Below are 22,637 nucleotides of genomic sequence, written 5' to 3'. Positions count from 1 at the left end.
GATGCCGATGGCAGGGCTCCATATAATCAACTCATATCTATAATTGAAAGCGGATACATAACATGGAATGACATATCTCTCGGGAGGATGGTATGGAGAAATGGAATAGGTCTGTGCTTCGTCTGTTTAAGCTGCCTTATTCTCTGCGGAACCGCCTGCTGATCATTCTATCGCTGACTGCATTGCTTCCGCTTGCTATTCTTGGAAGCATTTCGTATTACTCCATGCTGTCCTTGCAGGAGAACAAAACGAAGGCAGGCGTGATCAATCATCTGCATGAGGTAAGAATGTCGCTCGACAACACCTTTTCCCAAATGAATCACGTATCCCAGCAGCTCGCTTTTGAGGGCAAAGTGGGCCAGGATGTCGAGAAATATCTAAATGCAAAAGCCTACGGCAAAAAAGCGCTGCAGGATGAAATCGAAAGTGAAATTGGCGTCATTAGTTTTACGAATCCGAACCTAGGAATGATCTTCTACTTTTCGATAGAGACGAATGAACGGTACTTTGAGAATTATATGGCGGACCCGAAGTTCTCCTTGGACAAATTGCCGCTGCTGCTAAAGGCGAATCGGATATCTTATTACGGCCCCCATAAGTCATTTAATCCGCTTGACGGTCATCTGGTTTTCTCCGCAGTCCGCAAGGTGGATCTAAAAGAAAGAGACGATATCTATGTTTATATCGAGACGAACTATAAATGGGTGGAGGCATTGATCCAGAACCAGGAGGGAACTGAAGGTTATGAGCATTTAATTGTGGATGCGGAAGGACGTATTGCCTTCAGTGAGGTGCAAAACGATTTCCCGGAGGGAACCCGGTTTGCTGATGTTGGGGAGAACAAAAGCCTGGTCAAAGGTTACTTTGCTTTCTCCGAACCGAGTAATCAAGGCTGGAAAGTTGTCACAGTGATTTCAAAGTCCTCCTATGAATATGAAGTGAATAAGTGGATCAGAAAATTTACGGGTACGGTTATTGTAGCTTTGTTCATTAGCTTTGTGTTTGCGCTGTTGATTTGGCGCATGTTTTACAATCCACTGCGGGGGCTGATCCGGGAGATACGGGACGTGAAAAATCATAAGCTGACGAACCGTCCGCGCCGTCCGAGCAATTTGGAATTTGACATGATTCACGGACAGTTTGATCATATGCGTACCCGGATTACCTGTTTAATTGAAGATATTGAGAAGAGTGAACGAGAAAAATCAGAGCTTGAGCTGGAAAAGCTGATGAATCAGATCAACCCGCATTTTATTCACAACACGCTGGATACGATTCGTTGGATGGCAAGAGGCGAAGGACAGACGCAAATCGACAGGTTGGTATCCACACTCAATAAGCTGCTTTATTACAATCTTGGCAAAGGTGGCGAACCGACGGTGCGGGCGGAGCTGGAGGCCATCCGAAGCTATATTTCCCTGCAGGAAGTAAGGTATAACGTTTGTTTTGAAATTCACATTGAAGCCGAACCCCATGTGCTTGATTTGCCTATTCCACGTTTTATTTTACAGCCGATTGTAGAAAATGCTCTTTACCATGGCCTCGATGGAGATGGCGTTATCGAAGTGGAGATTCGTGAGGTGCAAGGCGCAGAGGAACTGCTGGGAATTGCCGTCCGTGATAACGGAAGAGGCATGGATCCGGAAACGATCCGGCGCTTGATAGAGGGTCACAAAGAAAAGGAAGGCAAAGTAGGAATGGGCATCGGACTGCAATATGTGGTGCGTATGCTGAAAAGCCATTATGGCGGCAGAGCCGCCTTCACCATTGAAAGTACCCCGGGGGTTTCCACTACAGTTATGTTGACCATACCCATTCAGGATAAAGGAGATGCTGCATATGACGAGTGTGCTGATTGTGGATGATGACCATCTGGTGAGAAAGGGATTTATCGGGATTATGCCATGGCAAAAATACGGCTTTACGGTAGCTGGAGAAGCGAGTAATGGTGAAAAGGCACTGGAGCTGCTGGAAATTACGGAGGTAGATCTGATGATAACCGATCTGGCGATGCCCGTTATGTCCGGTCTGGAGCTTATGAAGGAAGTTAAAGCAAAGTATCCCCACATCTGCATGGTGGTGCTTACATTTCATCATGATTTTACGCTGATCCAAGAGGCGCTGCGGCTCGGAGCGGTGGATTATATTACGAAAATAGAATTGGAACAGGAACAGCTTGACAGCATATTGATCCGAATCTCAGATCGCATTCACACGGGGAAGAGCGGAAATGCCTCTGACCCGGATGAAAGCATGGAGCTGATCTTAGTTGAAGAATCATGCTCTGCCTATTCTGAGGAAGTTCAGGAATGTATAAGCAATGCCAAGGGCTTGATCCGGGAGTATTTTCAAACTGAATTATTGCTGCCTGATGTAGCTCAAAAGGTTAACATGAGCCGTAGTTATTTCAGCCGCTGTTTTAAGGACATTGTCGGCAGAACATTTCATGATTATGTGCGTGAGCTTAGGATTGAGCATGCCAAATCGCTGCTGCGGCAGACGAATAAACCGGTGCAGTGGATTTCTGTACAGTCCGGTTACCCGAATGAAAAATACTTTTTCAAGGTGTTTCGGGATATTACAGGTTATCTGCCGGGTGAGTACCGAAAAAAAACGCGCAAGGAATCGGGAAGAGCTTCTTATACGATAAGCAGAACGTAGCCCATAAAAAGACAAGGTTAACAGTGGATATGAAGAAAATGGCATCCGGATACATAAGGCTTTCTTATAAATAGGTTTTCTACTTCATAGGTAAATCCTTATTTCATTTATTCGCTTCAAATCAATTGAAGATGATAAGTACTGCTGAATTTTTGCAAAAATAAATCATTATTATGATTGAATATTTCATTATGGTGAAATATAATGTCATTATAACGACTCATCATTACATTATTAAAGACTGGGGTGGATATTTAGTGTCAGAACAGTATGGTGTATTGACGTATCCGGAAATCGGAGGACAAAGCGAAGCACTGGCTGCCGCTTGGAAGCAGCTGGAGAAGCAGCAGGACTGGGTAGACCAATATTTCAAGAGCGACAAATATGACGAGGTGCTCTTTATCGGATCGGGAACCTCTTACTATCTTGCATTGACTGCAGCAAGCACCTTCCGCAAATGGACCGGAAAGAGCGCAAGCGCGCATCCGTCTTCAGAAATTTATCTGTTTAGAGAGCAGGCCGTGGCTGCAAAGAAAGAAGTGCTTCTCGTTGGAATTTCCCGTTCCGGTGAATCCTCTGAAGTGATTTTGGCGCTGAATTCGGTTAAGGATCTTGCCGGCTGGACGACTTGCGGCATGACCTGTGATGAAGAGAGCACGATGGCGAAAAATGTGCCATGTCTCGTATCTCCACTGGGCAAGGAAAAAAGTACCGTCATGACGAAATCCTTCAGCAGTATGACTTTCATGCTGCAGGCAGCGATGGCGAAAGCAGCTGGGAGCGAAGCTCATCTTGCCGAACTGAAAGAAGTGATGGAACTCAGCAAAGATATCGTCGTTAATGGAGATGCAGCAGCCAAGGCGGTTATTGACGGACATCCGGAGCTTAACAAGTTCATCTACCTTGGTATGGGCGCTTATAACGGTCTTGCTCAGGAAGCTTGTCTTAAGTTGAAGGAAATGTCCTGTGTATGGACGGAAAGCTTTGGTACAATGGAATTCCGGCATGGTCCTAAATCCGTTGTGGAACCGGGTACGATGGTATGCCTGTTCCTCTCTGAGAATGCCAGAGCCTATGAAGTAAAGGTAGCACAAGAAATGAAAGAATACGGCGCGTTTGTGGTTATTGTGACAGCTGAAGCGGGAGAAGATACATCCTTTGCCGATTTGGTCTTTGCCACAGGCGGGCGCAGCCTCAGCGATGAAGCCAGATCGGCTCTGAATATGCCGCTGGTTCAATATATCGGTTACTATACAGCTTTGCGGGAAGGAAGAAACCCTGACAGCCCGCGGAATTTGACCCAGGTGGTCAAAATCTAAATTAAAGGAGCGGAACAGTTTTGCGTGAACGAAATGGATCGAAAGAAGAACGTCAGGAACAAATACTTGAATATATTCTACAGTACGGTTCTATTTCTCTTCAGGAGGTCGTCCAGCACTTTGAGTGCTCGGAGGCGACGGCCAGACGGGACCTCGAAGCTTTGGAAAAGGCAGGAAGGGTTATCCGGACGATGGGCGGCGGAGCGAAGTCTGCCGGACTGGTCTCTGGAAGGGAGATTCCATTTCATGAAAAGCAAAATAAGCTCTACCGGGAAAAAGAAAGCATTGCCCAATTGGCGGCATCCCTTGTCGAAGAAGGGGATGTGATCGGTTTGACTGGGGGCACGACAACCTATCTGATTGCCCGTGCTCTCAAACACCGCCGCAACATCACTGTGGTGACCAATGCGGTGAATATTGCAATGGAACTGTCTGAAAATGAGGATGTCCAAGTGGTATTGACCGGCGGCATGCTCCGCAGTAAGAACTTTGAGTTATGCGGACCGCTGGCTGAGCGGACACTGGAAGCGCTGAATATCCATACGATGTTCATGGGCATTGACGGCTTTTCTGTTGAACAAGGGGTTAGCACGTACTCGGAACTCGAAGCCAATACGGCCAAAATGATGATGAAGCGGACAGAGCGGACGATCGCCGTATTTGACCATACGAAAGCCGGACGTAATTCCCTGTTCCAGGTAGCTCCGGTGACAACACTCTACGGGATCATTATTGATGAGGAGCCCGGAGATGAGCTTCGCGAACGGCTCGCGTCGGAGCAAGTAAAAGTCTTTGTGACAGCCAAATAAAATATCGATCAAGGCAGGGCGGGTGTGAAGATGGAAGTATATGCTGGCGTTGATGTTGGAGGAACCAACATTGTATGCGGTTTGGTCACCTCTTCCGGCGAGGTCATGTATCAAATCAAACGCGCAACGGAAGTCTCGAAGGGACCGGACGCGGTTTTGGAAAAAATCGCAGCCATGATTGAAGAGGCGGCGGTTGGTTATGCCGAACAATCAGGTGCGGATATTTCTGTCATCGCAGCAGGCATCGGCCTGCCGGGATTCGTGGATCCTGATGAGGGAATCGCCCGGTTTGCAGGCAATCTGGGCTGGCGGAATTTGCCGGCAGTGCAGAGGCTGCAGGCCAGACTGAATCTGCCGGTCTATATCGACAATGATGTACGCACATACGTATACGGAGAAGCCGTGTATGGAGCGGGCAAGGGCTATAATGACGTACTCGGAATCACGGTGGGTACCGGCATCGCTTCTGCTATGGTGAATGACGGCAAGCTGTTTTATGGCTTCCGTAATATGTCCGGAGAACTCGGACATATTGTGATGGAAGGCCTTGCCGATCCTTGCCCATGCGGTCTGCATGGATGCCTGGAAACCTATGCTTCGGCATCCGGTATGGTACGTCAGGCCAAGAAGGGACTCCGGAGTGGGGAAGCATCTATTCTGCAGAGCTGGTTTCCGGGTGAACAACTGGAGGAGCTTGCCGCAGCGGATCTTTCACGCGCCTATGATCTTGGTGATCCATTCGCCAATTCCATCATGGAAAAGGCCGGAACCCTGCTTGGACGTGCCTTGTCCTATGCTGTTTCAATGGTCAGTCCGGAACTGATCATCGTGGGCGGGGGCGGTGCCTTGGCTGGGGACCGGCTGCTGTCACCGCTGAAAGAGGAGCTTTACAGCCGGATTCTGCCGGACTACCGAGATCATCTGAAAGTGGTAACAGCTCTGAATAATGACGATGCAGGTGTGACCGGAAGCGCCATGTATGCCAAGCAGAAGCATATTAGCACAACAATATAAGTAGTTCTATCATATAAACGAATTCAAACATGAAGGGGAAATTAACATGGCACTCGTTTCTTCTACTTCTTTATTGCAAACCGCAAGACAAAATAAATATGCAATCGGCGCGTTCAACGTGCATACCCTCGAAATGCTGCAGGCTGTGGTGGAAGCGGCAGAGGAAGCTCAGTCTCCGCTGATCATTCAATCCACGGTAGGTACGGTTAAGCATCTGGGAGCGGACTATATCGCTGCCGCAGCAACCGTAGCGTCCAATCGTGCCAGTGTGCCCATCGCGCTGCATCTTGACCACTGCTCCGATTTTGCTGTGATCATGAGCTGTATCCGTGCCGGCTATACTTCCGTCATGATTGATGCTTCCCATTCACCGTTTGAAGAGAATGTAGCCATCACGCAAAAGGTTGTGGAAGCCGCGAATGCGATTGGTATCAACGTAGAAGCTGAGCTTGGCAAAGTTGGCGGCGTAGAGGATGATATCGTCGTGGACGAAAGAGACGCCCTGCTCGCTGATCCGGCTGAATGTGCAGAGTTTGTGGAACGTACAGGCGTTCATACGCTTGCTCCTGCGATCGGAACGGCGCATGGCATTTATAAAGGTACGCCGAACATTGATTTTGACCGTATTAAACGCATCGCAGATGTGGTGAGTGTTCCTCTCGTTCTGCATGGCGGCTCTGGTATCCCTGAGGAGCAGGTGAAGCGCGCTGTATCGCTGGGGATGGCCAAAATGAATGTGGCAACCGAGCTGCGCATCATTTTCTCGGATGCCATCAAAGCCGTCTTTGCTGAAAATCCGGAGGAAAATGATCCACGTAAATATATGGTGCCGGCAAAAGAGGCGCTGAAAAAAGCTGCTATGGAAAAAATGCAGCTTTGTGGTTGTGCCGGACGCGCAAGCGACTTCCGTTAATCAGCAAAATACGCGTGGGTTTTTTAAGAAAAGCCTGTCTCATCCTGATTCGATATCAGGGCGAGACAGGCTTTTTCCATTTCACACCAAATTAATGCGGCTTCAGGTATTCTAAAAAAATATTTTTTACAATCGTAAGCTGTACGATCATATCCGGGTCAGCCTCAAACATGACAATATTGCTCTGAAGAGACAGCTTTTTGGAGAAAATGCCCAAAGCATTCACCAAGGTGGCCAGTGTCTCGTGTACTGGAATATCGGAACGGATAGAACCGTCATCGATACAGTTTTGAATGATCTTTTTAAAGATGCGGTATACCTTGCGGGTAGCCTCATGGTAATCCTCTATACCATCGAGCGGCTCAGCCTGCTGGGCGGCATAGCTTTCAAATGCTTCGATCAGTTTGTTGCGGTTAAGATATGCTGAGGAGGTATCTGCAATAAAGTGATCAAAGAGCATCTCAATTTTTTTGATACCTATTTCGGACTGTTCAGATATGGACTTAAAGGCTTCGGCCTCCATGTCGATGATCCTTGATGCTACAGCGACCACAATTCGATCTTTTTTGGGAAAGTATCTGAAGACCGTGGCAATCCCTACATTATCTTCGGCGGCAATGTCACGCATGGTAGCTTTATCCAAGCCTTTTTTGACAAAAACACGCTCAGCCGCTTCAATAATGCTGATCTCCCGCTGCTGCTTGGCTTCCTGACGCTCCTGTTCCCATCTGCTCTTTGGATCCATAATATACGTTCACGACCTTTTGGAATGAATTCTTACTTATTATAATACAGTGCCTGACGTAGCGCTCGATTTGTAGAATGCTATCAGACGGATTTTTGAAAGTCAATAAATTGTAAATTATCCCCTGTTTTGCTCCGAGTTATGTCATTGCTATTGTTTTGATGTGGTGATATAATCGATATCGTAATGATAGTCATTATATCACGACTCCGGAATATTGTACCCGGATCCTTAAAATTTGTACAAATATTTCGGTATAGACAGGTAAACCTAACCAATATTTCTAATCATTGAAGGGAGTTTTTGATAATGGGTAGAGTATCAGGCAAAGTAGCAATCGTTACAGGCGCAGCAGGCGGAATGGGTAAAGCGGACGCTATGATTTTGGCTCAAGAAGGAGCAAAGGTCGTTGTAACCGACATTCAGGAAGACAAGGTTAACGAGGTTGTTGAGGAAATCAACAAAAACGGTGGCGAAGCCATCGGATTCCGTCATAACGTTACCTCCGAAGAAGAGTGGCAGCATATCGTTGACGAAACCGTGAAAAAATGGGGAAAAATTGACGTTCTCGTCAATAATGCCGGTATTTCTCTGGCTAAGAAGCTCGTAGATACAACTGCCCAGGATTGGGACAAAGTCATGGCAATCAACCTGACTGGCGGATTCTTCGGACTGAAGCATGTGATCCCTGTCATGCAGAAGAACGGCGGCGGCTCTATCATCAATATTTCTTCGATCGCTGGCCTGACAGGCAGCAACGGCGCAGGCCCTTACACAGCAAGTAAAGGCGCGGTTCGCATGTTAACGAAAGCCGTAGCGATTGATTACGGTAAGGACAATATCCGCTGCAACTCAATTCACCCTGGATATATCGAAACTCCAATGACAAAAGACCTGCTCGCTGACGACAACATGACCAAATGGTTTATCTCCAACACTCCGCTCCCACGTTTGGGTAAACCGGAAAACATCGCGCAAGGCGTATTATTCCTGGCTTCCGATGAATCTTCCTTTATCACGGGCGCTGAGCTTGCCATCGACGGCGGCGTGTCTGCAAGATAATCTCTTTAACAAGCAAAGCTCTTCGGGATGTTCCCGGGGAGCTTTTTTTATGCCCCTGCAACCTTCCAAATACTGGACTCGTTAGTAAATATAAGAGAAAACCACAAGTATTCAGGGGGGCTATTTATGAAAAAGTGGGGGTCATGGATTGCAGGGTTAATGTTTATTGTCATGCTGGCTAGCGGCTGCTCATCCGCTTCACAGGACAAGAGCAGCGGAACTGAAGCGAAGGCTGTAGAGACTTCCATGTTGGACCAAGCGGCCAGTAAAGCAGATGGAGGAGACTCTCAAAGTAAAAATGAAGCTGCAAGTAAGGATAGCGCAAGCAAGCAAGAAGCGCCTGCCAGTCCAGATCCCAAGCTTCCTGATTCATCAGCACAGACTATGGAAGGGACAGCGGGATTTAATTCCCAGGACCTGTCCAGCGGGCTGAATAAGAAGCTGATGTACAAGGCCAATATTGTGATGGAGATTCTGGATTACGGAAAAGCGCAGTCGGAGATCCGAAATATGGTTACGCTGTCCGGCGGATATATCGTCAATTTCAGCGAAACCCAGTCAACCAGTGAAAAAGGCGGGACGTTTGTCATCAAGGTGCCTGCTACCGGCTTTTCTCCTTTCTTAAACAGCCTTGAGAAAATCAAACATGAGAATCTTCAGCGGAATATTGAGGGTCAGGATGTAAGCGAAGAATATGTTGATCTGGAGTCCAGACTCAAGGCCAAACAGATCATGGAGGAACAGTATGTCGCCTTCATGAAAAAAGCAACCAAGACCAATGACCTTGTGTCCTTTGCAAATGAACTTGAGCGCATACAATCCGAAATCGAACAAATCAAGGGCCGGATGCGCTATATCAACCAGAATGTATCCTATTCAACCGTAGAAATCCGTATCTTTGAAGAGGTTAAGGAACCTGAAAAACAAAAGGAGGAGGAAATTCAGGCATCTCTTGGCAAACGAGCTTCTACTGCTTTTCAGGGAAGTATAGATGTCATCACTCTGGTCATTCAGTGGATCGTTGTTATCCTCTCGGGATCTCTGCCTATTCTGATTATTGCTGCAATCGTATTGTTTGTTCTTTGGCTGGTGAGAAGATCGAGACATCGCAACCAGGAGGAAGCGGCCAAAAGACGAAGGGAACTGAATGCTGGTTCAAAGGCAGAACCTAATGGTGAAACAAGTATAAGCGAAGAACCAAAGGATGAGCAGTGATAATAGGGTCTTATTATATATAATATCGAAATAACCGTACACAATATGATTGTGTGCGGTTATTTTTTGGGTATATACGTCTAGAGACGGAGCATGCTATATAAGTGGTGATCCTTCGAAATTAATTGCTTTAACAACTTTATTGCACTATTATAAGAAGGAGAGATTCGTTATGTATACTACAGATCATACCAACCAGATTGCTTCTTACACCGCCAAGCTTCTCCGTGACAGATTTGGAAAAGGCCCTGAGTCGATATATGTGTCTGTAAACAAGCAGTGTATTACGATGCATCTGCGGAATTTTATCGGCCCTGTGGAACAATTTCTTCTAAATCAGAAGGAAGAGCAGGTCTTCCGTTACACGCGGGAGCTGATGATGCAGTCTTTACTTCCTGAGCTGACCGGATACCTTGAGCGTGAAATGGATATTAAACTGGACGATCTTTACTATGATTGGGGACTGCATGACGCGTCCGGAATCATCGTTGGGCTTTTTGCAGATCATTCGCATACATCGGAAGTATACAATGGAAGAGACGAAGTACATAATCAAATCAACCGGGTGACCGGTATCGTGCAGAAACGGCCGGAAATGGTCTACTCGTGGTGGGTTAATCCCAAGAGTTTGGTTGTGATTCGGGAAGGTCTTCTGATTTTGATTGAAAAGGAAATGATTCATCTAGGGTACGACGAGGTGCTTCGCACCACGAAACGGAAGCTGGAGAAAAGATATTTTGAAGAGGAAGCTGCGATCAGCACAGCCGTAGGCCGTAAGCTGTCGGAGCTCTATGTGGACTGGGATTTTGAACGTGATAAAAGCGTGATTGTGTGTTTATTTCATGATTAGGTTTTGATTGGCAGGAATGAATCAGACATGTAGTTATACATGAGCTGGACATAAGCCAAAGGAAGAGCTGTCAGCTCTTTCTTTGGCTTTTTTTTGTGGGGAGGAGGAGAATGATGAGAAGAGATCATTACATCATATTATGCGTCGAGGACAATCCGATCAACATGGCTCTTATGCATCATATATTCAAAAAATACCCCCAAATTCAATTATTAAAAGCAGACTCAGCTGAACAAGCATTCGAACTCGTGGAAGAGGAAAAGCCGGATTTGATCATTATGGACATACAGCTTCCGGGAATGGATGGATATGAGGCTTTGAATTATTTTAAAAACAAGAAGGATACCCGCCATATTCCAATCATGGCTGTCAGCTCTTATGCGATGGATTCAGATATTGCCCGAGGTCTTAAAGCCGGCTTTGCGGAATACATTACCAAGCCGATTGATTTGAAATTATTTCTCGGCAGAGTCAGAGAACTGATCTTGGAGACAGAAGCAGCTGTGAGTCTGGAAGAATGATCCTCAGACATTCATATAACAATAGAAATAGAACATTGTGGATGAGGGGCATGAAAAATACACATAACTTTGCCTGCGCTGTGGCATATTACCTCTAGTTTGTGAATTCAGACAATTCATTGATGGAGGGGTGAATATCCACATGAAGCGCTTTGTAATCGTATTGGCTGCGGTTCTGCTCCTGTGCTGCGGTTTCCAGCAAACGGCGTCTGCGGACGGTCCTTACCATTTCGGCTTCAAAAAAAGCAAAAACGGACAGCTTCCTTCCATTAACGAGGAGGGCTTTAAGAGCGTTCTGCAGAAAAACGATGCTATTTTTTTGGGGGACACTGCCCGGAAGGAACTGTTCCTGACATTTGACAACGGGTATGAGAATGGGTTTACACCCAAGATTCTGGACGTGTTGAAGGAGAAGAAGGTTCCGGCTATTTTCTTTCTCACCGGTCATTATGTCAAGGATAAGCCCGAGCTTGTGACAAGAATGGTGACGGAAGGCCATCTCATCGGCAACCATTCCTGGTCTCATCCTGATATGACGCAAATCTCCAACATGCAGCTGAAGGAAGAGCTGGAGAAGGTTAAGCAGGCTGTGACGGATACAACCCGGCAGCAGGCCATGGCATTCGTACGTCCACCGCGCGGGATTTTCAATGACCGTACGCTTGCCCTGAGCCGCTCTGAAGGCTATGTCAGCGTATTCTGGTCGGTAGCCTACAAAGATTGGGACGTGAATGACCAGAAGGGTGCGGACTATGCTTACAGACAGGTTATGGCTCAGCTTCATCCGGGAGCTGTCATCCTGCTGCATTCGATCTCCAGGGACAATACGGAAGCACTTGGGCGCATTATCGACGGAGCCAGGCAGCAGGGTTATGAATTTAAAAGCCTGGATACGTTGAAAGTGAAAACCTACTAAAGATCAGCGGGTGGAGCTGGAATATAAAAGGAGGCATTCCCAGGATAGGGGATGCCTCTCTTTTGTAGTGGAAGTAAGGGTTAATTGCCATTGATCTTCTTGAGATTTTCCTGCCATCTAGCTGTTTCGAATTTCAGCAGTTTTTCATACCCTGCTTTTTGGGCATCCTGCTCAGCCTTGTCAAGCAGGGAGACAACTTCCTGCTCATCTTTGGCAAACAAAGCTTTTGCCCGCACCTTATCGGCGATATCGGATACGCGCTGCAGGATCATACCTTCATCCGAATCCGGAAGGGGCTGGATATTGCCAAACTCCGTCGCATCAAAGGAGGTTTTCCAAGCGATGCCGATTTGCGAGACAGTGGCCCAGTCACGTTTGTCCTCAGGCAGGTTCATTTCATTTTCGGCTTTGGACCCGTCAATAAACGCCGTATTACCCGCCCATTGGAAAGTATCCCAGATAGCCATGAGCTTGGAACGCTCTTCAACTTCGTTTTTGTATTTATCCGTGTAGACCGGTGCACCTTTATCGTTGGTACCCTGCCAATACATACCTTCAGGACCCCAGAAAATAACGCGCTCCCCTTCTTCGCCCGTCAGCCAGTCAAGATAAGCGAATATGCCTTCGGGATTCTTGGCTGATGTTGTAATGGCACTGACGTTCCAGCCGAGAGAGTCGAATTCGTTAACCCACACCTTTTTCGGATCGACGCCGTCTTTATGAAGCGGCCAAATCATGGTGTACCCGCCTTCAGGGTCCTTGGCCCGCAGCATGCTGTTGGCTTCCGTGCCCAGAACAGTGGTATCGAAATCCCCATAAATCGCTACGCGGCCGTTATTCACCTTTTCCTTCACCTGGTCGCGGGTTTGTGTGATGGCATCCTGGGTGATCAGCTTTTCCCGGAACAATTTGTTGGCGAAAATCATCGACTCCGTGTAGATCGGATCACTGAACAGAGATTTTAGCTCATTTCCAGCTGGAACTACGCGAAGGGAGACCTGACCGACATTCCGGTCTTCCGCCATGCCTGCATATAGGAAGTCGATACCTTGTCCCTGCAGGCCAACCTCGAATGGAACCACCTCTGGATATTTTTCTTTCACCAGCCTCAGGTAGGCGTACAGGTCATCAAAGGTTTCAAGCTTCGGTGATCCGAGCTCCTTGTAGATCTTATTGTTTATGGCATAACCGCCGTTGCCCATCGGATTCTTTGTATACCAGTTCGGAAACTGATACAGTTTTCCATCCTCGGAGCGGAGCATGTTAAGTGTTTTTTCGCCTGCCCATTTTTTCAGGTTGGGATATTTCTCAAGATACGGATCCAGCTCGACGAGCTTGCCTGCCTTTCTGAGTTTCTCCACATCCGTTCCACGGTCCCCCCATATGACATCGGGCAGTTGGCCGGAGGCAATCATCGTATTGAATTTCTGCAGGGCGGCGCCACCGGATTGGATCGCTTGGACGGTCACCTTCTTATTATCCTGTATCCATTTGGTTGCCGGGTCCTGGCCCCACGGATTCATGGTATACCAGTCGTAATTGCCGTAAAAGGAAAAGGTTAGCGGCGTTTCTCCAAGCACAAAAGGTTTGGATGGGTCTGCTTGAGCAGTGTCCTTTCCTTCAGGCTTTGTTGCGTCAGTGCCGCTGCTTCCGCTGCATGCTGCAAGCATCATACTTATCCCCAGCATACAGACTAGCAGCAGGGTAGACGTTTTTTTGGCTGACATCTTCATACCCCCATATGATTGTTGTTTATATGTACAAGCCTTTCAGAAGACTTTTACATCGATCATATCCGGCTTCATTCTTTAATGGAACCGATCATGACGCCCTTGGTAAAATATTTTTGTAAAAATGGATAAACCAGCAGAATCGGTATCGTCGCTACCAGCATGGTTGACATGGTAAGCGATTTGGTAGTGACGCTTTGAAGCTGGGACATGTGGCTGCGTGCTGCAGCGTTGGTCTGCATCATCTGCTCGGACATAATGTTGGAGCTTAAGATTTGCTGGAGCAGCGTTTGGATCGGAAGCAGATGCTCCGTCGTGATGTAAATGCTGGCCGTAAACCAGTCATTCCAGTGCCAGACAGCAGAAAACAGGGAGAGGGTGGCGATGACCGGACCTGAAATCGGGACGACGATTTTGAAAAAGATGCCCCAGTGGCCGCAGCCGTCGATTTTCGCAGATTCCTCAAGTCCTTCCGGCAGCTCCAGAAAAAAAGTACGGAAAATGACCATGTTCCATACGCTGATAATATTGGGTACAATCATTACCCAGAAATTATCCATCAGGCCCAGCTCGCGATTAATCAGAAAGGTGGGAATCAACCCACCGCTAAAATACATGGTGATGATGCACAGGATCATATACCATTTCCGTCCCATGAGCTGCTTTTTGGACATGCCATAGGCGAAGACTGCCGTGCACACGATGGACAGAATCGTACCGATCACTGTTCTCAGGACAGAAATAAGGAAGCCTGTCATTAACCGCTTATCCTGAAACACAACATTGTAGTTCTCAAGCGTGAACTGTCTGGGCCAGAAGGTGATCCCGCCTCGGGTCGTATCCGAGCCAACATTCAAAGAGATAACGATAGAATTCCAGAAGGGATACAGCATGGCTAAGGCCATAAGTAAAAGTGATGCATAGATCAGACCGAGAAAGATGCGGTCGGAGAAGCTGATTTTCATGTCGATATCACCTGCATTTCAAAAAATGTAGTTGCCTTTGCTGGGTACTACCACAGACTTCGTCCCAGCTTGCGGGCCATCATATTGGCAGCCGTCAGCAGAACGACGCTGATCACTGATTTGAACAATCCGACGGCGGCTGCATAGGAGAAGAGTGAGTTCCGGATACCAACGCGGTATACGTAGGTATCGATCACATCGGATACATCCTGCAGCACAGGGTTTTTGGCGAGCAGCAGAATGTCCTCAAAGCCTGCGCTTAAGATATCGCCAACCGCGAGAATCATGAAGATTGTGATGACGCCGGTAATGCCGGGCAGGGTAATGTACCACATTTTCTTCAAGCGGCTTGCGCCGTCAATGGATGCTGCCTCGTAAATTTCCGGATTAATGCCGGCAATGGCAGCCAGATATACGATGGCGGAGAATCCAATCTCCTTCCAGATGCCTGTTCCGATCAATATGGCCCAGAAATACTCAGGTATGGAGAGGAAGTTGACCGGTTCATTCACCAGATGGAGCTTTTGCAGCAGCATGTTAATGCTTCCGTTATCAGTCGCGAGCATGGAGGCCACAAATCCGGACACGATGACCCATGACAGGAAGTGAGGCAGGTAGCTGACAGTCTGAATAATCCGTTTGAAGCGCAGATGGCTAATCTCGTTTAAAATGAGCGCGAGCAGTATCGGTGCCGGAAAACCGATGAGCAGCCTCAACGCGCTGATCACAAACGTATTGCGCATCACAGTCCAGAATTCAGGGGCTTCGAAAAACATTTTGAAATGTTTGAGTCCCACCCAGGGACTATGCAGAAAACCCTGGAAGATATCGTAATCTTGAAAAGCCATCAGCACCCCGTACATCGGCAGATACGAGAAAATCAGGATAAGAGCCATAGCCGGGATGACCATCAACTGGAGGTCCAGTTGCCTGGAGAACCTGAACCAGAATGATTTGTGATCGGCCCCCGCAAGCGAAGCGGTTGTGGTGCGTTTTTTCATGTGAGCACTTCCTTTGCAAATTTACTCTGCTGAAATTTATGGTATAGGAGCCTTCCCTGCAAAAATACTGACTTGAACAACGATTTATAGACTTCTGCAATGAAGTTGCAGCGTTTTCAACATGTTAAAAATGAAATGTTATATGATGGGTTCAATAGAACGCGGTAGCATTGAACTTGCGGGTGACCCGGGAGGAATAGCATGCATGTATAACGTATTGCTGGCAGATGATGAAGTACTGGATTTAAGAGGGATGGAGCGGTTTATTCCGTGGAAGGAGCTTCAGATGAATGTGGCGGCGGTAGTAAGCAGCGGCTTCGCCGCGCTGGATTATATCAGGCAGCATCCGATTGATATTCTGATCACAGATATCCGGATGCCGATCATGTCAGGTTTGGAGCTTTCCCGTGAAGCGCTGCAGCTGCTCCCGCAGCTGAAAATCATATTTGTGAGCGGATATGAAGATTTTCATTATGCCAAGCAGGCGATGGAGCTGAATGTGCAGAGCTATGTCCTGAAGCCCGTAGAGGATGATGAGATGATCGAGGTCCTCCAGAAGGTGAAATGCCAGCTTGACCTTGAGGAGCAGCAGTCGAGGCTGAAATCCGATTACTATAAAACACTGCCTACACTGAAGAATGATCTGCTGCTTGGACTGCTGGACGGACAGCATGGCAGTGAGAGTACGCACTCAGATGATCTGCTGCTTGAACAATGTGGAATCAGTCCCTTCATGCCGCACCGGATAGCCGTCATTGAAATCGATGATGTGGCCTGGAAACTGAACGCTTTCAGCGAGATCGAAGCGAAGCAGATCATCCATCGACTCTATCAAACGATTTTGGATTATAGCACCGAGCACCGGGTTCGATCGCTGTGCAAGCTATCCAGCCGTGAATTTGCCCTTGTACTGCAGGCCGAGCATCTCACTGCATGCGAGAAGATGCTGAGCGGATTAATTGAATACATCGAAGTCCGTTTTCCAGTCACGATCACAGTAGGGCTGAGCAGCACAGCAGCTTCGCTCGATTCTATTCAGGCGTCCTATCATCAGGCTAAGCAGGCGCTGGATTATAAGATGCTGGCAGGCAAGAGTAGGCTGATTCCGTTTGCTGAGCTTGAGTCGGGCAGTTTCGAGGAGATGCAAAGTCTGGAAATGCGTCTTGATGCTCTTTTCGCTGAAATGTCGAATTACAGGCTTGTACAGATACATGATGAACTTGAGCATGTTTTCACCTTGATCCGCCGGATGAAGTCCAAATCCACCGTGTATAACTTCGCTATCCAAATAATATCCAGACTGGATGCCTATCTGGCAGGGCTCAATGAGAACTTGTTCCAGATGCTCGGCATGCGGATGGAAAACCTGGACATTTTGTTCAAATTCGAAACGATGGATGATATTCAGTCCTGGCTGCGCCGGAGAGCATTCGAAATCTCTGAAATGCTGCATGTGAAGAAGCAAAAGAAGAACAACAAACTGCTAGAATCGGTCTGTGCATATGTGGAGGAGCATCTTGCTCAGAATATTGCGCTCAGGGATGTGAGCAACCTATTTTCTTTTTCCCCGAATCATCTTGGAGTTCTGTTCAAGCAAGGAACAGGGATCAACTTCAGTGATTATGTCGTAGAGAGGCGGATGGAGAAAGCCTGCGAACTGCTTCGTGATCCTCATTTTAAAATATTTGAGGTTGCTGGGCGTGTGGGCTACAAGAATCTGACTTATTTCAGCCGGCAGTTTAAGGACAAATACGGCATGACGCCTGGCGAATACCGCAAGCAGTGCTGAAAGAAAGAGAGCAGGATTTCCCATGATGCGGAAGAAACGATTTCTGTCATTCGGCTATAAGCTGATGATCTCATACATTGCTCTGCTGATTGTACCGGTAGCCTTTGTAGGCATATTCGCCTATAACACCTCCGTAGAATCCATCCGAAAACAAACAAAGGCCAACATCCGCGGTACGCTTCAGCAGATTCAGGACAATATTCATTACAAGGTGGAGGATATTCAGCGTTTAACGGATTTGCTGTATTATGACCGAACGTTGGCAGATTCCCTGAGACGTTATGATGACGGCTGGTACAGCTTCGACACACTGCAAAGCTATCTGATGCCAACCCTGCAAAATACGATTCACGCGACAAACCGCAATATCGCGCTGTCTGTGTTTATTCAAAATGATACCATTCCGGAAGTCTATTACTCCTATGAAGGCATCGACCCGCTAAGTAAAGGAAGATTCTACGAGCTTTTCCATCAAAAACGCATTGTGGACAAAGCCTGGTTTAAAGATCTACCGCAGGAACGGTATGGGGTGACCATGAAGTGGCGCCAGATTGAGGAAGATGACAGGTACGGGAACATTTCTCTGCTCCGCAGATTGATGGACACCTATGAGCCAACCTCACCCAAGCCTTTCGGATTTGTGCGTATCACCGTAAAGATTGCTGATCTGCTGGAAAGTGTGAATGAAGATAAGTTCCGAAACGGAAGTACTCTGTACATAGCAAATGACAAGCAGGACATTATCTATCTTTCTTCGGCGGATAAAAGCATGCGGCAGGAGCAAATTCCTCTGCTGGAACGCAAGGACTATCTGCAGATTAAGGTACCGATTGAGGGCCTGAACTGGACGCTTGCTGCCAATATCCCTAACCGGGTGATGGAGCAGGATATCCAGAAAGTCAAAAGCGTCACGATCATCGTATGTATCATCATGATTATTCTATTTTCCGCGGCAGGCTGGCTGCTCTCCAGATATTTTTCCAGACGGGTTGTCAAGATCGTCTCCGTGCTTCGTTCGTTTCAAGAGGGAGATTTGCATAAGCGACTCCGCTACGGGGGACAGGATGAATTCAACCAAATTGCACTGGCGCTTAATGACATGGGTGAGAACATGAATCGTTTGATCCAGGAAGTGTACTTATCCAATTTGCAGAAAAAAGAGGCGGAGCTGGAAATTCTTCAGGCACAGATCAACCCGCATTTTTTATACAATTCGTTTTCTTCCATTAATCGGCTGGCCCAGTTCGGAGAAATCAGCAAAATCCGCTCGATGGTCAGCGGGCTCGCAAAATTCTATCGGCTGACGCTGAATGAAGGCCGGATGATGATTCCGGTCGAGAAGGAGCTGCAGCAGGTACAAACTTATATTGAAATTCAAAAAATCAAGTATGAGGACCGGCTTACCTTCAACATCGACATCGACGAGAAGGTGCTTGGCTTCGATACCGTAAAGCTGATTCTGCAGCCCTTTGTGGAGAATATTCTGGAGCATGCTTTTTACGGTGATAACATCCATATCCGCATCACGGCTGAGGCCGGAGACCGGGCAATCCAGTTCAAAATTATTGATGACGGTATCGGCATGAATGCGGAAACCATCCGGCAGATTTTCTCACCAAGCGGTATTAAGATGGGCTACGGCATCCGCAATGTCGATCAGCGGATTAAGCTGCAGTTTGGCGATTCTTACGGTGTTATGCTCTACAGCCGGCTTGGAATCGGGACAACGGTTCAATTGACCATCCCCTATTTTCATCATACAGAATCTAAAGACATCGGCCGGACGGAGGGATGAGGAGAGCTTTTGAAGCTTTCCAGTAACGGCTGCGAGAGGAGGATCAAAAGACACCTTGGTCAGGCTTCCTACAAAACCAAAACGAATCCCATTTGAGAGGTGGATGAACAATGATTAAACATAAGAGAAAGCGGGCGCTCTTATTGGCTTTGCCCGCGCTGCTGATGAGCTTTATGCTATCCGTTCCGGCCCAGACAACGTCGGCGCAGAGCGGTCCTTTCGTGTCTGAAATTATCGTGCGGACGGTCGCTAATTTTAAGAACCATAATGAAGTCGTCAGCTTTGTAAACAATGCTGCCAAGCGCAGCATCTCTGTCATCAATCTGAGCGTGAAACAGGATGAGGATGATGAAGTCCCGTCAGGTTATGTATTTTATAAGAGCAAAATCGCTCCGATCGCTTCCGGATACTCCAATTTTGACGCGGTCAAGGATGTCATCACCGAGGCGCATAAACAGAACATTCAAGTACGGGCCTGGATTCCGCAGTTCCATGATAGAGCAGCCTTTGACAAGAATAGTGATTGGCAAATGCGTTCTCTTGTCAATGGTAAAGTAAAGCCTTTTACAGGATCCAATGGCAGTGAATACTTCGTGAATCCGCTCCATCCGGATGTTCAGGCATATGAGCGTTCCATCTTAAAGGAAGTTGCCACAAACTATGATGTCGACGGGATTGTGCTCGACTGGATCCGCTTCGATGATTACAACATGGATATGGGAAACTATACCAGAACGCAGTACAAGAACATATACGGCTATGACCCCATCACGATTAATTTTAATACAGATAATGCAAAGCGTAAGGAATGGAATGAATGGAGAACGACTAAGCTCGGAGAATATGTTCGCGATGTGAGAAGTGATTTGAATGGTATTACACCGGGACTTTTTTTCGGAGCCTACATTTTACCGCCTGAGTTTGTGGAATGCGGACAGGATGTTGCGAAATTCATGCCTTATATGGACTTCATCTCACCGATGGCTTATTTTGATGATTGGGAATTCCCTCAAAGCTGGGTATATGATGGCGATGGCATATTGAGCCAGACCCGGCAGAAAATTGGCAGCGCCGAAATCATTGCAGCTTTGGACACAGACTGGACCGATGCGCAGTATCATAACGTCCAGCAGGGAATCCGCTCGAATTTCCCTGACATCTCGAATCTCGCATTTTTCGTTTATGGAAAATGGACGGATAACGAGATGAAGAAAATCAATATCCGCGCAAACTGGTAGAAGAAGCATGAAGCCGTCCGCCCTTATGGGGCGGGCGTTTTTTTTGCTGTACAAGAGCTGGATTTGAATGCGGCAGCGAAAATCTATTATACTGGACATCATACCATCGTCTTTTTGGTAGAAATATTGATTGTATGAGCATTTACTGCAGGAGAGGAGAAGATTATTATTTCTTTGTTTTCATGGGATTACTCGTTGTTTAGCTGGATCAATAACGCAGCGGGCAATCATCCGGCCATCGACGTGATCATGCGATTCTTGTCCAAGGACGCGGAATATTTATTTTACTTGGCCGTTATTGTGTATTGGTTTACCCGGAAGAGGGAGAACCGGAAGATGGTTGTGCAGGCTCTGGCCTCCGCTTGTCTTGCCTTTGTGATTGGAACTATTCTCAGCCATCTGTTCTATCGGGATCGTCCTTTTGTTGCCCATCAGGTCCACCAGATGATTGAGCATGCGGCCAACGCTTCGTTTCCGAGTGACCACTCGATTGGTTCCTTTGTGATTGCGTTCTCGATTTTTCTGTTCCGTAAAAAGGATGGAGTGCTCTGGATGCTGCTTGCGGCTTTGATTGCCTTTTCACGGATTTGGAACGGAGTCCACTATCCAACCGATGTTCTGAGCGGCGCTATTCTCGGTATTTTGTCGTCCGTGGTAGTTTATCAGCTGTTCACGAAGCTTGCATGGCCGCGGAAAATGCTGTCTGGTGCCATCAATATATATGAGAGCGTGGAATTCCGCATCTGGCGCAAGTCATAGACCAAAAATGGCCTATTTTGGCTTTTTTACGAGAATTTTGAAACATTTATTTCCTGAAATGCGTCTATTCTACAAAAGCATCGCTATGGGGGAAATTATACGATGGAGCAAGCATCACTGCCAAAGAGATCCACGGTAAGGCAGCAAAAAAGTACTCAACCCGTTAAAAATAAGAAGCGTAAAAAACGTAAAAAGGGCTTTGGATGGTTCTTTTCACGGCTGATCTGGACCATGCTTATTGTTGGAATGATAGGGGCAGGCTGGTTTTTTCTGACACCGTCCGGCAACCAATACCGTTTTCTAGCAGCGGATACATTGATAACGACTCAGCATCGTTATTTGGCTAAATATATCATCGGGCAAGCCGAGCTCGACCGCAGGGTCGCAGAGTACAATAAACGGTTTGAATCCATGGGTGAGGAAAAGGATACCCATCAGATCCAGATTCCGGCTCCGACGCAAACTTCTTCTGAAACTTCCGAAACGAAGAAGCAGCTCGTTGAAGTGGAGGAGATTTCGGGCAAAGGCTATCATGGATATGTAATGACTGTGAATGATCCGACGAAAATACGCCTTGGCGTGCCTCAGGCCCGCGGCAAGGGCGAAAAGGTCTCCAGCATGGTAAAGCGAACCGGAGCCATTGCCGGAGTCAACGGAGGCGGTTTTGCCGATCCGAACTGGAAAGGTAACGGCTTTAAGCCCATTGGCATTGTCATTTCCCAAGGGAAGCTGTATTACAACGGTCTGGGCAATAACTCATCGACTCAGGTTGTCGGGATTGATAAGACCGGTAAAATGATTGCCGGCCACTATTCCCTGAATGATTTGAACAATATGGGAGTTAAAGAGGCTGTTACGTTTCAGCCGCGTATTATCGTTAACGGCAAAGGCTTGATCAAGAATGCCAGCGAGGGCTGGGGCATTGCGCCGCGGACGGCCATGGGACAGCGGGCGGATGGTGCTATTCTGTTCGTCGTGATCGACGGCCGCCAGCCAACTTATAGTATCGGGGCGAATCTGTATGACGTTCAGCAAATCATGCTGAAGCATGGTGCCGTCATTGCTGCCAATCTCGACGGTGGATCATCTACGGTGCTTGTGAAGAACAATGAAATCCTCAATAAGCCTTCCTCCGAATATGGGGAGCGTTATCTGCCAACGGCGTTTCTTGTATTTGAAAATCCGGAAGAAGCGAATATTCCCAATGTCTGGGCGGGTTTGAATCCAAAGGATATCGATCCGGGTAAGAAGAAATAGAAGCAAAGGACAGCCGATATGGCTGTCCTTTGTTTTTATACGCATATATGTCGAGCTCTGCTAAAGAGTCTTCGGATC

General features: G+C 47.3%; 20 protein-coding genes. 16 read left to right on the top strand and 4 right to left on the bottom strand.

The genetic code is table 11. The annotated features are described in order from the left end of the window. Positions 1–92 precede the first annotated feature (92 nt). The 6 genes from KJS65_RS14955 to fba all read left to right on the top strand — a co-directional run bounded on the left by KJS65_RS14955 (position 93) and on the right by fba (position 6,716). Positions 93–1,865: a histidine kinase gene (locus KJS65_RS14955; RefSeq protein ID WP_213650481.1), complete on the top strand. Its 1,773-nt coding sequence runs from the start codon at positions 93–95 to the stop codon at positions 1,863–1,865. Then, positions 1,840–2,661, top strand: coding sequence for a response regulator transcription factor (locus KJS65_RS14950; protein WP_213650480.1), 822 nt, complete (start codon positions 1,840–1,842; stop codon positions 2,659–2,661). Before KJS65_RS14955 ends, KJS65_RS14950 begins: the two co-directional genes overlap by 26 nt. A gap of 257 nt (positions 2,662–2,918) precedes the next feature. Continuing rightward, positions 2,919–3,980, top strand: a complete 1,062-nt coding sequence (locus tag KJS65_RS14945) for an SIS domain-containing protein (RefSeq protein WP_244864529.1) — start codon at positions 2,919–2,921, stop codon at positions 3,978–3,980. Positions 3,981–4,000: 20 nt separating this feature from the next. Next, positions 4,001–4,789 (top strand): DeoR/GlpR family DNA-binding transcription regulator, encoded by a 789-nt coding sequence (locus tag KJS65_RS14940; RefSeq protein ID WP_213650478.1) that lies wholly within the window; start codon positions 4,001–4,003, stop codon positions 4,787–4,789. 30 nt (positions 4,790–4,819) lie between these two features. Then, positions 4,820–5,803, top strand: coding sequence for an ROK family protein (locus tag KJS65_RS14935; protein ID WP_213650477.1), 984 nt, complete (start codon positions 4,820–4,822; stop codon positions 5,801–5,803). 46 nt (positions 5,804–5,849) lie between these two features. Continuing rightward, positions 5,850–6,716: a class II fructose-1,6-bisphosphate aldolase gene (gene fba, locus KJS65_RS14930; RefSeq protein WP_213650476.1), complete on the top strand. Its 867-nt coding sequence runs from the start codon at positions 5,850–5,852 to the stop codon at positions 6,714–6,716. A 91-nt stretch (positions 6,717–6,807) separates the two neighbouring features. On the opposite strand, the gene KJS65_RS14925 is transcribed toward fba, so the two are convergent. Further along, a complete protein-coding gene (locus KJS65_RS14925; protein WP_213650475.1) occupies positions 6,808–7,461 on the bottom strand; it encodes a TetR/AcrR family transcriptional regulator in 654 nt (217 codons plus the stop codon). Between the two features lie 309 nt (positions 7,462–7,770). On the opposite strand from KJS65_RS14925, the gene KJS65_RS14920 reads away from it, so the two are divergent. From KJS65_RS14920 to pdaA, 5 genes are all read left to right on the top strand, one after another. Continuing rightward, entirely contained in the window at positions 7,771–8,523 is a 753-nt protein-coding gene (locus KJS65_RS14920) for an SDR family NAD(P)-dependent oxidoreductase (RefSeq protein ID WP_213650474.1), read from the top strand. 126 nt (positions 8,524–8,649) lie between these two features. Further along, on the top strand, positions 8,650–9,738 hold the full coding sequence (locus KJS65_RS14915) for a DUF4349 domain-containing protein (RefSeq protein WP_213650473.1): 1,089 nt from the start codon (positions 8,650–8,652) through the stop codon (positions 9,736–9,738). 172 nt (positions 9,739–9,910) lie between these two features. Continuing rightward, the gene (locus KJS65_RS14910; RefSeq protein ID WP_213650472.1) at positions 9,911–10,588 is read left to right on the top strand and encodes a Na-translocating system protein MpsC family protein; all 678 of its coding nucleotides are present in this window, start codon (positions 9,911–9,913) and stop codon (positions 10,586–10,588) included. A 110-nt stretch (positions 10,589–10,698) separates the two neighbouring features. Continuing rightward, positions 10,699–11,109 carry a response regulator gene (locus KJS65_RS14905; protein ID WP_213650471.1) on the top strand — a complete coding sequence of 137 codons (411 nt, stop codon included), beginning with the start codon at positions 10,699–10,701 and terminating at the stop codon, positions 11,107–11,109. A gap of 142 nt (positions 11,110–11,251) precedes the next feature. Then, positions 11,252–12,025: a delta-lactam-biosynthetic de-N-acetylase gene (gene pdaA, locus KJS65_RS14900; protein ID WP_213650470.1), complete on the top strand. Its 774-nt coding sequence runs from the start codon at positions 11,252–11,254 to the stop codon at positions 12,023–12,025. 80 nt (positions 12,026–12,105) lie between these two features. On the opposite strand, the gene KJS65_RS14895 is transcribed toward pdaA, so the two are convergent. The 3 genes from KJS65_RS14895 to KJS65_RS14885 all read right to left on the bottom strand — a co-directional run bounded on the left by KJS65_RS14895 (position 12,106) and on the right by KJS65_RS14885 (position 15,721). Continuing rightward, positions 12,106–13,752: an extracellular solute-binding protein gene (locus tag KJS65_RS14895; RefSeq protein WP_306432975.1), complete on the bottom strand. Its 1,647-nt coding sequence runs from the start codon at positions 13,750–13,752 to the stop codon at positions 12,106–12,108. Positions 13,753–13,826: 74 nt separating this feature from the next. Further along, a complete protein-coding gene (locus KJS65_RS14890) occupies positions 13,827–14,720 on the bottom strand; it encodes a carbohydrate ABC transporter permease (RefSeq protein WP_213650468.1) in 894 nt (297 codons plus the stop codon). A 47-nt stretch (positions 14,721–14,767) separates the two neighbouring features. After that, positions 14,768–15,721 carry an ABC transporter permease gene (locus KJS65_RS14885; RefSeq protein ID WP_244864528.1) on the bottom strand — a complete coding sequence of 318 codons (954 nt, stop codon included), beginning with the start codon at positions 15,719–15,721 and terminating at the stop codon, positions 14,768–14,770. Between the two features lie 205 nt (positions 15,722–15,926). Between KJS65_RS14885 and KJS65_RS14880 the strand changes: the two genes are divergently transcribed. From KJS65_RS14880 to KJS65_RS14860, 5 genes are all read left to right on the top strand, one after another. Next, positions 15,927–17,510 carry a response regulator gene (locus tag KJS65_RS14880; protein ID WP_213650467.1) on the top strand — a complete coding sequence of 528 codons (1,584 nt, stop codon included), beginning with the start codon at positions 15,927–15,929 and terminating at the stop codon, positions 17,508–17,510. A 22-nt stretch (positions 17,511–17,532) separates the two neighbouring features. Then, positions 17,533–19,305, top strand: coding sequence for a sensor histidine kinase (locus KJS65_RS14875; RefSeq protein ID WP_244864527.1), 1,773 nt, complete (start codon positions 17,533–17,535; stop codon positions 19,303–19,305). Between the two features lie 110 nt (positions 19,306–19,415). Continuing rightward, positions 19,416–20,543: a family 10 glycosylhydrolase gene (locus KJS65_RS14870; RefSeq protein ID WP_213650466.1), complete on the top strand. Its 1,128-nt coding sequence runs from the start codon at positions 19,416–19,418 to the stop codon at positions 20,541–20,543. 174 nt (positions 20,544–20,717) lie between these two features. After that, positions 20,718–21,302, top strand: a complete 585-nt coding sequence (locus tag KJS65_RS14865) for an undecaprenyl-diphosphatase (RefSeq protein ID WP_213650465.1) — start codon at positions 20,718–20,720, stop codon at positions 21,300–21,302. Positions 21,303–21,404: 102 nt separating this feature from the next. After that, entirely contained in the window at positions 21,405–22,559 is a 1,155-nt protein-coding gene (locus KJS65_RS14860) for a phosphodiester glycosidase family protein (RefSeq protein WP_213650464.1), read from the top strand. Positions 22,560–22,637 lie beyond the last annotated feature (78 nt).

The sequence above is a fragment of the Paenibacillus sp. J23TS9 genome (assembly GCF_018403225.1).
In the GTDB taxonomy this organism is placed as follows: Bacteria; Bacillota; Bacilli; order Paenibacillales; family Paenibacillaceae; genus Paenibacillus_AQ.
Note: the sequence above shows the minus strand (reverse complement) of the source record. Positions and strands in the feature narration are given on the sequence as shown.